The sequence below is a fragment of the Elusimicrobiota bacterium genome (assembly GCA_026388095.1).
GTDB lineage: Bacteria > Elusimicrobiota > Elusimicrobia > UBA1565 > UBA9628 > UBA9628.
The window spans coordinates 1-10,769 of the sequence record JAPLKL010000063.1; the positions used below are offsets into that span (position 1 = coordinate 1).

The window sequence follows — 10,769 nt, forward strand, 5'->3', positions numbered from 1 at the left end:
CCACAGCCTGGCGGGTCGGGCATGGGCAACAGCGCGACCCAAGAAGGGATTTTAGGACGAGCCGAAGCAAACTGGTGCATCAAGTCGGCCCCTCATTGCGTCGCCAAAGGTCTTCGCACCGAGTTCTTACGAGAGGCTCAATACTTATCTCAAGGCAACGCCGAAGAGGTCGAATGCTGAATCTCAAGACCCCTTGGTCACGGCCAGGAGTTAAGTCTTGTGTCCCCGAATCCCGATGATCCAGTCCGCGGCCGAGGCGAGGTCTTTGCAGGTTCGGTGGGGCTTGGCGCGGTAGACCCGGTCGCGGCCGGCCTTGCCCGTGCGCACCAGGATGGCCGCGCAGCCGGCGCGCCGGGCCGTCAAGGTGTCCGTGGTGGTGTCGCCCACGAAATAGCTGCGGGGCAGATCCAGTCCGAAGCGCTTCCGCGCTCTCTTGAGCATGCCCAGCTCAGGCTTGCGGCAAGCACAGCCCTTCTTGCCGGCTTTTGCGGGCAGATGCGGGCAGGAATAGATGCCGTCGAGCTTTGCGCCTCCCCGGGCCAGCCTCTTGACCAGGAGCCTGTGGACTTCGCGCAGGGTCTTGAGGGTCAGGTAGCCCCGGGCCACGCCGGATTGGTTGGTCACGACCACGACCTTGAAGCCGGCCCGGCGCAGGCGCGCGATGGCGCGCGCCGAGCCGGGGATGAGGCGGAGCTGGTCCGGATGGCTCAGGTAGTTGACTTCCTCGATGACCACTCCGTCGCGGTCGAGGAAGACGGCGCGATTCTTCTTTTGGCCAGCCACGCCCGAGATTCTAGCTTTTTAGAGCCAGCCCCAGCCGTCACGCCTGGCAATGTCAAATGTCAAGACCTGACCCCCGCCCCGCGCTGGCGCAGGAAGAAGGTGATGATGTGGCTTATGGAAAGGTGCAGGTCCTCGACCACGCCGTACTGGTCGCTGGGGATCACCACCGGGGCGTCCACCAGCCCTTTGAGCCGGCCCCCGTCGAAGCCCAGCAGGGCCGCGGTCCTGGCCCGCCGGGACTTGGCGAAGCGCACGGCCTTGACGAGGTTGACCGAGTTGCCGCTGCCGCTGATGACCAGCACCACGTCGCCCGGAGCCAGCAGGATCTCCAGCTGCTTGACGAAGATGTCGTCGAAGGTGTGGTCGTTGCTCATGGCCGTGATGAAGGCCGCGTTCTCGGAGAGCGAGATGCACTTCCACGCCTTGCCGCCCTTGGGCGCCGCGGTCTTGGAGAAGTCCACCGCTATGCTCGCCGCCGTCGCGGCCGAGCCGCCGTTGCCCATCACGAAGACGTGCCGCCCCGCGCGCTGGGCCGCCAGGAGGATGGCGGCGAGCTTCTCCACCGCCGCGAGGTCCAGGGCCTCCCATTGGGCCAGCTCCTGGCCGCGGTACCAGCGCGCGAACTCCCGGATGCCGAGCCGGCCGGGGCCGGTCTTGTGGAACTGTCCGGGCAAGGTCCCGGCGATCTTCTTTGCCATGGCGGAGAAAAGGATAGCAAAAACGGCTTCTCCCATATAGGCTTTGAGCGCATAGCGCTAAGATTCATGTGCCCCATGCGCGAAAGCCATTTCATAAATACACGCGATTTTTGTATACTTCCGGATGCATTTCCATACCACAATAAGGAACTATTGATGAAATATACCTTGCTTCTCGCCGCCGCAGCCGTCCTGGCGCTTCTAGGCCCCGCCGCCCAAGCCGCCGATGATGAGCCCTACATCAAGCTCGGGCAGATGGCCGTGCATCCCTCCTACGCGCTCTCGACCGCCTACGACGACAACATCTACCGGGTCCCCGCCAACGAGAACGGCCAGGCCGTGGCCGGCGGCGGCGTGCGCGGCTCCTGGATCCTGACCAACGACCTGGGCCTGGGCTTGGACCTGCCGGTCGGCGACATGCACAAGTTCAACGCGGCCTACGACTTCCGCTCCGACCTCTACACGACCCAGCCCTCGGCCAACAACGCCGTCTCGCAGAGAGTCGACGGCTCCTACGACTTCAAGGGCTCGCGCTCCAAGGCCAGGCTCTTCGACAGCTATCTCAACACCGAGGACCCGCAGTTCAACCCCGAGAGCACGGTCGTGGCCGGCGCCCTGGTCAGCCGCCAGCGGCGCTGGCAGAACACGGCGGGCGCCTCGGCCGAATACTTCCTGGGCGAGAAGTTCTTCGCGGGCGCCGACGCGCAGGACACGGTGAGCAAATACATCACCGCCCTCATGGGCGCCACGCTCAACCGCTCCGAGACGCTCTTCGGCGTCAAGTCCGGCTACAAGGTCCAGCCCAAGACGCGGGTGTACCTGGCCCTGCACCGCCAGCTCGTCCATTACAGCGCGGGCAGCGGCTTGGACCGCGTCGCCAACCACCGCGACTGGCTCGCCGACGCGGGCGTGGAGGGCGAGTTCACGCCCAAGCTCAAGGGCAAGGTCCAGACCGGCATGGGCTACCGCGAGCACGACCCGGACAACGCCTTCGCGCGGGCGCGCCCCATCACCCGCAACTGGACCGTGCTGGTGGCCCTGAACTTCAAGCCCACCGAGTCCGACACGGCCCAACTGCAGGTCAGCCGCGCCCTGGTCGACGCGATCACCAGCGGCAACTTCTACATCTCCAACGGCGCCTCGCTCGACTTGTCCCACAAGTGGAACAAGCTCACCACCGGCGTCAACGGCGGCGTGCAGATCGACAAGTACTCCGAGACCACCACCATCAACGGCTACACCGCCCAGCGCCGCGACGACACCTACACGGTCGGAGTCAAGGCCGGCTACAACATCCAGAAGTGGCTGACGGCCAGCGCCTCCTGGGCGCACATGGCCCGCTATTCCATCTTCAGCCGCGAGTATAACTTCGACGACAACAAGACCGGCGTGGAGCTCAAAGTCTCTTTCTAGTTCCTCGAAAGGACCCCGCCGTCACGCAAGGCCCGGCTCGCGAGCCGGGCCTTCCCGTCCCGGGGCGGCCGGACAAATCTGATATAATGCAGCGGCGAACATGAGCAAGTATTTCCTTCCCTTCCTCTGCGCGGTCATGGCCTGCGCCGGCCCCCAGACCGCGGCCGGCCCGCAGTCCGCTGCCGCGCCCGCGAAAGTCGCCGCGGCCAGCCAAGAGCAGGCCGAAGCGGCGGCCTTGGCCTCCATGATGCAGAACTTGCAGTCCTCCAAGACCGACTACAAGATCGGGGGCGCGGACCTGCTCGACATCCAGGTCTACCAGCAGCAGGACTTGAGCCGCCTGGTGCGCGTGAGCCAGAACGGGACCATCACCTTCCCGCTCATCGGCACGGTCAAGGTGGGGGGGCTCTCCGCGGCCCTGGCCGAGGAGGCCATCTCCACCAAGCTCAAGGGCTACCTGATCAGTCCTCAGGTCAGCATCTTCATCAAAGAATACGGCAACAAGAGGGTCACCGTGCTGGGCGAGGTGAAGAATCCCGGCTCATTCGAGCTTCCCACCGAGGCCAAGCTCACGGTGCTGGAAGCCGTGTCCCGGGCCGGGGGCTTCACCGGCATCGCCGCGCCCGACCGCACCAAGGTCATCCGCAACGTGGGCGGCAAGAGCCAGACCTTCACCATCACGGTCTCGGACATCACCTCGCGGGGGCAGAAGGACAAGGACATCCCGCTGGAGCCCGGCGACGTGGTCTGGGTGCCGCAAAGCTTCTTCTGACCCCGCCCGCCCCGCATCTTCCGTAGTCGATCCCGCGTCGAGCCATTCATAAGGGAACTTTTCCAGCTCGGCCTCGTATGTATATCATGGGGAGATATTCGCCGCCCGCCCCCGCGGAATTCACCCTGGCCCTCTCCAACGACGCGCGCCATTGCGACCCTCCCGTCACCATCCACATGGCCGTCTTCAAATACCAAGGCCATGACCTGCTCATGGTCGACGTCCCGGAGGGAAGGCACAAGCCCCATGGCTGCGCTGCCGGATACTTCCTGCGGGCGGGGCCCAACAGCCAGAAGCTCAATCGCGACGAGCTCATCGAATTCGTCCGCGCCCTCAAGCCCGCGATCCCCGAACGTCAGGACTGCCCTGATTTCAGATATCCCGCGGACTTCGACGGCCGGGGGTTCCGGTCGTTCCTGCGCCTTTCCGGCATCTCCGCCCCCGGACTTTCCATGGAAAAGCTCCTGGTCAATCTCGGCCTGGCGCGCCGCGAAGGCCGCCGCCTGGCGGTCAACAACGCGGGGGTCCTGTTCTTCGCCAAGCAGCCCGCGCGCTTCCTGCCGCAGGCCCGGGTCACCTGCGTCCTCTTCCAGACCCCGGAGCGCTCGCGCATCCTGGACCGCCAAGACCTCGACGGCGGCCTGCTGGATAACCTGCGGCAGGCCGAGATATTCCTGCTCAAGCACCTGCCGGTACGCTACGAGATCCGGGGCTTCGACCGCATCGAGCATCCGGAATTGCCCGTGGAAGCCCTGCGCGAAGGGGTGGTCAACGCCCTCATGCACCGAGACTACTCGGTCCGGGGCGGCAACGTCTTCGTCGAGATATTCCCGGACCGCGTCGCGCTCGTCAACCCCGGCGGCCTGCCCCCGGGGCTGGCGCCGGAGGATTTTGGGACCAAGAGCGTCCACCGCAACCCGCTCGTTGCCGACCTCCTTTTCAGGGCGCGCAAGGTCGAGCGCGTCGGCACCGGCATCCGGCGCATCAGGGAGCTGCTCGCGGCCTCCCGATGCCCCGAGCCGCGCTTCGATTTTACCTCGTTCTTCGAGCTGAGCCTGCCCCGTTCCGTGTCCGGAGGGGGGCAAGTCGAGGGGGGCAAGTCAGGGGCAAGCACGACGAGAAGGACGACCGCCTTGGGCAAGGTCACTGTAAAGGTCCTAGAAAAGGTCACTGTAAAGGTCCTAGAAAAGGTCACCGCAAACCAAGCCAGGATACTCTCAGAAGCAACCGCCAATCCGCGCATAACAGCCAAAGAGCTGGCGATCATATTGGGGATTTCCGAAAGGAAGGTAAGAGCAAATATCAATAAGCTGAAGGTAAGGGCCTTGATGAAGCGCGTCGGCCCGGACAAAGGCGGGCATTGGGAGGTCTCCGTTTAGCCGCCCATCTTCCCCATTGGCACAGTCCCCAGGCCTGCCGCCGTTGCGAATTCGGCGCTGACGGCGCCGAGTCTGCCCGCCTCCAATATGAGGGGGGCGGCTTTGCCCATCGGGGGTGGCCTTGCCGCGTCAGCTGACCTTCCGTTGCCATCTATCGAACCCGTATCCTTGGGCACACGGATCGTAATCCGCTCTGCCGCTGGGTGCCCTGATAAAAATGGGGGAGTAAATGGGGGAGTAAGTGGCGGTGTAAATGGCGGTGTAAATGGCGGTGTAAATGAAGGAGTAAAAGTCCTATTGGCCTATATTGGACAAAATCCTGGACAAAGCGTTCCGGACTTGGCACGGAAGATGGGTTTGCCCCCCAGAACGATTGAGAGATGGTTGCGCCGCCTTAAGACTGAAAATAAAGTCGTATATAGAGGGAGCCCGAAAACAGGGGGCTACCACGCCGTCTAGCCGCAGGATCCGAGGTTTTGGCCAGCAGGGTGTCGATGATGCCTGTCTTGTTCCCGTCGCCGCCCTCGTGCCGCGCGGAGCGGATGTCCAATGCCAAGACCCCCGACCTTCATCCCCGCATCTTCCGCAGCCGATCCTTTCATAAGGGAACTTTTTCGGCTCGGCCTCGTATGTATAGTAGGCCGCCGACTGATAGGATTCAAATCACGGGGCGGACTTTATACCAAGTTATAGAGACTTATAGCTCTTTTGTCCTATAAGTCTAAATATCTTGCAAATAGTTGGGCTCATCATCTAGCGGCTTTCGCTACAAGGAAGCCTCGCCGGGCGTGCTGCGCTGCCTTAATCTTGACGAGGAGGCCCCTCTGCCGTCCGACCTGGCCAAAGGGGCCAAGACCTATGACGAGCTCAAAGGCCATTGATTGAGGCCATGTCCCAGTTGAAGAAAGCCAGCCATCCGACCCATGCCGAGTTCGCCCTAGCCCTCTCCAGTTGGGAGGGTCAATTCCTTGAATTCAAGGAAGCCATTTCAGATTCCCTGGCTCGGGAGCTGGTGGCCTTCGCCAACGCGGAGGGCGGCCGCATCTACATAGGCGTCGCGGACGACAAGAAGGTCAAGGGGATCGCCGTGACCAACCGCCTGCTTTCCCAGGCGCAGGACCTTGCGCGCCACTGCGAACCCCCCGTGGAGATCCATGCGGCGGCCTTCAAGTATGAGGAGCGCGACCTCCTCATGATCGATGTGCCGGAAGGAAACCACAAGCCCTATGGCTGCTCCGCCGGCTACTTCCTTCGCAGCGGCCCCAACTGCCAGAAGCTTAATCGCAACGAGCTCGTGGAGTTCGTCCGCGCGATCGAGCCGGTCATCGCGGAGCGTCAGGACTGCCCGGCTTTCAGGCACCCCGAGGATTTCAGCGCGGAGGCATTCCAGGCTTTCCTCCGCATGTCCGGCGCATCATCCGGGGGACTGTCCACGGAGGACCTGCTCGTCAACATGGGCTGCGCGCGGCTCGATGGTCCGCGTCTGATCCTGAACAACGCCAGCGTCCTCTTCTTCGCCAAGAACCCGGTGCGACTGCTCCCGCAAGCCCGCGTCGCCTGCGTGCTTTTCCAGACCCCGGAACGCCTGCACATCCTGGACCGCAAGGACCTGGAGGGCGGCCTGCTGGACAATCTCCAGCAGGCCGAGGTGTTCCTTTTGCGGCACCTGCCGGTGCGCTATGAGATCCGCGGCTTGGACCGCGTCGAGCACCCGGAGTTCCCGGTGGCGGCTCTCCGCGAGGGGCTGGTCAACGCTTTTGCGCACCGGGACTACTCGGTCAGGGGCGGGAACATCTCCATCGAGATATTCCCGGACCGGGCGGCCATCGTGAGCCCCGGAGGCCTGCCGCCGGGCCTGGCGCCGGAGGATTTCGGCAGGCGCAGTCTGCACCGCAACCCGCTCATCGCGGACCTGCTTTTCCGGGCGCAGAAGGTGGAGCGCAGCGGAACCGGCATCGGACGCATGCGCGCTCTGCTGGCGCAGAGCAATTGTCTGGAGCCGGCATTTCACTTCACCTCGTTCTTCGAGCTGCTTCTGGCGCGCCGTCCTGCCTCGGGGGGGAAGTCGGGGCCAAGCGGAGGGCAAGCGGAGGGGCAAGCGACAAGGGAAGTCGCGGTGCTTCAATATGTCCGCGAACATGGCAGTATCACGAGGCGGCAATTTGTCGGATTGACCGGCAAGAGCGGAGAAACCGCCCGCAGAGAACTTGGGGCGCTGGTTCAGGCTGGCCGGCTCGCGAGGGTGGGACAAGGGCGCAGCGTGAAGTATGTGGCCGGGATAAAGGAACTTGCTGATTAGCTTGTCGATTGCTTGTGGATTAAGTTGTCGATTTGAAACGCTCGCGACTAATCATCAACCGATTCGCCGCAATCATCAACTGGCGGAAGGGCGACAAGTCGCTCAGGAGATAGCGAGGGCCATGTTTTGTTCCCTCCGCCGCCCCCTTGCCGCCGTCCCGAACTCGGCGCCGAAGGCGCCGAGTCTGCCCGCCCCCCATACGAGGGGGGGCGGGCATTCCGTCGGGGGTGGCCTTGCCGCACCGGCCGAATGTCCAATGTCAAGACCTGACCCCCTAATTGGTACAATGTCAATCTAGGACTTATATATATTCAATCGCGAGAGATTATGATGAATGGCAATCAAGAAGTCGAAGAAGAATTGGACCTGACCCATTACCTTGACGTCATCCTGCGCCGGCGCTGGATCGTGCTCTCAGCCCTCGCGATCATCTTCACCTCCACGGCCCTCGTCACCTTCACCACCCAGCCGGTTTACCAGGCCAGCTCCTTGCTGGTCATCGAGAAGGAGCGCGCCACCGGAGGGGAGGCCTACGCCGGCGGGGCTTTGATCGAGAGCAGCAACGACGACTACTACCAGACCCAATACAAGCTTCTGCAGAGCGAATCCTTGACCCAGAAGGTCTTCGACGACATCGGCCTGGCCAAGGAGCCCGACTTCGCCGGCCCAGGCGGCATCGGCGCGTTCCGCAGGGCCATCACCATCTCGCCGGTTTTGCGCTCCCGCTTGGTCTATGTCCGCGTGCAGTCGCACGACGCCAAGCTCGCCGCGCGCGCCACCAACGCGTTGAGCCAGACTTTCGTCAACCAGAACCTCGCCAACCAGCTCTTCATCTCCAAGGACATACTGCAAGCCCTCCAGATCAACGAGGACTCGCCCAAGGCCCGGCAGGTCTATGAGGCCCTGCCCGCGGTAGTCAGCAACACCTTGATCCAGACCTTGAAGGCCGAGTACGCCAAGCTCGAGGCCCAAAACGCGGAGATGTCTCAAAGATTCACGCCCCAGTACCCGGCCATGATCTCCTTGAAGTCCAACCTCAACGCCATCAAGGGGCAGATCCAGTCCGAGACCGACAAGGTCGTGGCCAGCGTCAAGACCCAGCTCTCGGGCCAACTGCAAGGCAACAACGTGCGCATCGTGGACCCGGCGACCGTCCCGGGAGGCCCCTTTAAGCCGAAGAAACCCAGAGCCCTGCTCCTGGGCCTTCTGGCCGGCCTGACCATAGGCCTGATTCTGGCCTTCATGGTCGAGACCATAGACCAATCCATCCGCACCCAGGAGGACGTGGAGAACAAGCTCCGCCTGCCTTTCCTAGGCCACATCCCCCTGTCTGGGCAGACGGAGGGGCCCGTGTACCAAGCTTTGCTGGCCAAGGAGGTCTCGCTCTCCAGCGAAGCCGTCCGCAACCTGCGCACCATGATAGATTTCGCGGGCGTGGCCCAGAAATCCCGGATGATGCTGGTCACCAGCGCGGTCAAGGGCGAGGGCAAGAGCTATCTGGCCTCCAACCTGGCCGTGACCTTCAGCCAACTGGGAGAGAAAGTCCTTTTGGTGGACGGGGATATGCGGCGGCCCCAGGTCGCCAGGAATTTCAGCGTTGCCTCCCAGCAGGGCCTGAGCAATTTCCTGGCTTCCGGAAACGATGTCTCCGAGTTGCCCGCCCTTCTGCAAGCCTGCGAGATCCCGAACCTCAAGATCCTGCCTTGCGGCCCGCGGCCGCCCAATCCCGCCGAGCTCTTGAACACGCCGCGGCTGGCCGCGCTCGCCTCCTGGGCCAAAGCCGCCTTCGACCGCGTCATCGTGGACTGCGCCCCGATGTTCCCCATCAACGACGTGCTCTTGTGGGGCAGGCACGTCCCGGCCGTGGTCTTCCTGGTGCGCTACGGCCAGACGCGCGCGCCCATCATCCGCAACGCGGCCCAGAAACTGCAGGCCAGCAATATGAGCATACTGGGGGTGGCGTTGAACGCTTACACGCCCAGCGGCCTGGCCTACTCTCACTACGGATATTATTATCAACAATACTACCGCGCCTATCATCACGACACGGCCTCGGCAAAGACCTCCTGACCGGGCCGTGATGCGGGACTCGTCGCGCTGGGCCCCCCCGGAATGGTTGCTCGAAAGCCTCTTGCTTTCAGCGGTCGTGTTCGGGCCGCTGGCCTTCGGCGCGGTGGAGCCGTGGTCCGTTGCGGTCCTGGAAGGCCTGCTCTTCACTTTGGGCTTGCTTTGCCTATGGCGCGGTTTCAGATCCTGGGACCACCTGGCCTATAAAACCTTGGTCCCGGCCGCGGCATTCATCCTGCTGATCGGCGTACTGCAGTATCTCAATCCCCGGCCGCTATCGGCGCCGGCGGGGCTTCTGCCTGCCACCGTTTCCAGGACGGCGACCGGCCGGGAACTGGTGCTCTGGAGCGCCTACGCGGTCCTGCTCTTGTGCGTGCCCCAGGTGCTCAGTTCCCGCGCCGCGGTCAGGCGCTTCGCCTGGACCGTGCTTTGCCTTGGAACCGCCATCGCGATCATCGGGATCATCCAACGGGGCACTGGCAATACCGCCTATTTCGGCCTGCGCCCTGTCCGCCACCACGCGGAACCGTTCGGCCCGTACACCAACAAGAACCACGCGGCCTCCATGATGGCAATGTGCGCCTGCCTGGGCTTTGGAGTCGTCTCGACGCGCCTGCTGCGCCTGCGCCGAGAGGCGGGCATGGGCCGGCTCTTCGATCTGGCGGCTATACAATGCCTGCTCTATTTTCTGGTCGCGGTGACGCTTTTCGGGGTCATCCGGGCGGGTTCGCGGGGCGGGACCCACGCCTTGGTCGCGGCCGTCTTCGTGACGGGCTTGCTGGCCGCGAGCTTCGTGGAGAGGCGGTGGTTGCGCTGGCTTTGGCGGGGTGCTTTGCTCTGCGGGGTGGCAGGATTCGGCGCTTTCGTCTGGGCGCATCAGGCCTGGATCGGCTGGGTTCTGCAGTCACCTGACAACGCTACGGCCTACAGGCTGTCTATGTACGAGTCCGGCTGGCAGATGTTCCGGGATTTCCCGATTTTTGGCGTGGGGCTGGGAGGGATCAAGGACTCCTTTGTTCCTTACCAGGACAGCCTTATCCCCGGCTTGGTGGACCATATCCACAATGACTGGCTGGAAGTCCTGCTCCAGACTGGGCTCGCGGGCTTTGCGGTTTTGGCGCTGGGCTTCGGGGCCTTCCTGTGGCGCGGCACCCGAGAGTGGCTGGCATCGCCTTCCAGGGAGGCGCGCCTGCTTGCCGCTGGTGCGCTGGCTGCGGTAGCCTGCTTTCTGTTCCAGTCTTTGGTCGAGTTCAATTTTCAGATTCCGGCCAACGCGGTCTTGTTCTTGTCGGTCCTATCGTTGCTGAATGCTCAGGGGCTGGTGGCGAAGACGGGCCATGACTAAGCGCGACCCAAAG

At 63.4% G+C, this 10,769-nt stretch carries 9 protein-coding genes; 7 read left to right on the forward strand and 2 right to left on the reverse strand.

Features of this window, described 5'->3' with window-relative positions:
* Positions 1 to 180: hypothetical protein (locus tag NTY77_15165; GenBank protein ID MCX5796833.1), on the forward strand; the 180-nt coding region annotated here is incomplete at its 5' end.
* A gap of 30 nt (positions 181 to 210) precedes the next feature.
* Here NTY77_15165 and NTY77_15170 read toward each other — a convergent pair.
* Positions 211 to 783: an HAD family hydrolase gene (locus NTY77_15170; GenBank protein MCX5796834.1), complete on the reverse strand. Its 573-nt coding sequence runs from the start codon at positions 781 to 783 to the stop codon at positions 211 to 213.
* Between the two features lie 59 nt (positions 784 to 842).
* Positions 843 to 1,481, reverse strand: a complete 639-nt coding sequence (locus NTY77_15175) for an SIS domain-containing protein (GenBank protein MCX5796835.1) — start codon at positions 1,479 to 1,481, stop codon at positions 843 to 845.
* Between the two features lie 156 nt (positions 1,482 to 1,637).
* Here NTY77_15175 and NTY77_15180 point away from each other — a divergent pair, with 156 nt between their 5' ends.
* The 6 genes from NTY77_15180 to NTY77_15205 all read left to right on the forward strand — a co-directional run bounded on the left by NTY77_15180 (position 1,638) and on the right by NTY77_15205 (position 10,756).
* Positions 1,638 to 2,894, forward strand: a complete 1,257-nt coding sequence (locus tag NTY77_15180; GenBank protein MCX5796836.1) for an outer membrane beta-barrel protein — start codon at positions 1,638 to 1,640, stop codon at positions 2,892 to 2,894.
* A 100-nt stretch (positions 2,895 to 2,994) separates the two neighbouring features.
* Positions 2,995 to 3,666, forward strand: a complete 672-nt coding sequence (locus NTY77_15185) for a polysaccharide export protein (protein ID MCX5796837.1) — start codon at positions 2,995 to 2,997, stop codon at positions 3,664 to 3,666.
* 86 nt (positions 3,667 to 3,752) lie between these two features.
* Complete coding sequence (locus NTY77_15190) at positions 3,753 to 5,045, forward strand: winged helix-turn-helix transcriptional regulator (protein ID MCX5796838.1); 1,293 nt, start codon at positions 3,753 to 3,755, stop codon at positions 5,043 to 5,045.
* A gap of 889 nt (positions 5,046 to 5,934) precedes the next feature.
* Positions 5,935 to 7,344 carry a putative DNA binding domain-containing protein gene (locus NTY77_15195; protein ID MCX5796839.1) on the forward strand — a complete coding sequence of 470 codons (1,410 nt, stop codon included), beginning with the start codon at positions 5,935 to 5,937 and terminating at the stop codon, positions 7,342 to 7,344.
* Between the two features lie 330 nt (positions 7,345 to 7,674).
* Positions 7,675 to 9,414, forward strand: coding sequence for a polysaccharide biosynthesis tyrosine autokinase (locus tag NTY77_15200; protein MCX5796840.1), 1,740 nt, complete (start codon positions 7,675 to 7,677; stop codon positions 9,412 to 9,414).
* A 10-nt stretch (positions 9,415 to 9,424) separates the two neighbouring features.
* On the forward strand, positions 9,425 to 10,756 hold the full coding sequence (locus tag NTY77_15205) for an O-antigen ligase family protein (protein ID MCX5796841.1): 1,332 nt from the start codon (positions 9,425 to 9,427) through the stop codon (positions 10,754 to 10,756).
* The last annotated feature ends 13 nt before the right edge of the window (positions 10,757 to 10,769 follow it).

Coding starts and splice junctions, on each gene's coding strand:
- NTY77_15205 (MCX5796841.1), top strand. CDS start 9,425: ATGCGGGACTCGTCGCGCTGGGCCCCCCCGGAATGGTTGCTCGAAAGC.
- NTY77_15200 (MCX5796840.1), top strand. CDS start 7,675: ATGAATGGCAATCAAGAAGTCGAAGAAGAATTGGACCTGACCCATTAC.
- NTY77_15180 (MCX5796836.1), top strand. CDS start 1,638: ATGAAATATACCTTGCTTCTCGCCGCCGCAGCCGTCCTGGCGCTTCTA.
- NTY77_15190 (MCX5796838.1), top strand. CDS start 3,753: ATGGGGAGATATTCGCCGCCCGCCCCCGCGGAATTCACCCTGGCCCTC.
- NTY77_15195 (MCX5796839.1), top strand. CDS start 5,935: ATGTCCCAGTTGAAGAAAGCCAGCCATCCGACCCATGCCGAGTTCGCC.
- NTY77_15175 (MCX5796835.1), bottom strand. CDS start 1,481: ATGGCAAAGAAGATCGCCGGGACCTTGCCCGGACAGTTCCACAAGACC.
- NTY77_15185 (MCX5796837.1), top strand. CDS start 2,995: ATGAGCAAGTATTTCCTTCCCTTCCTCTGCGCGGTCATGGCCTGCGCC.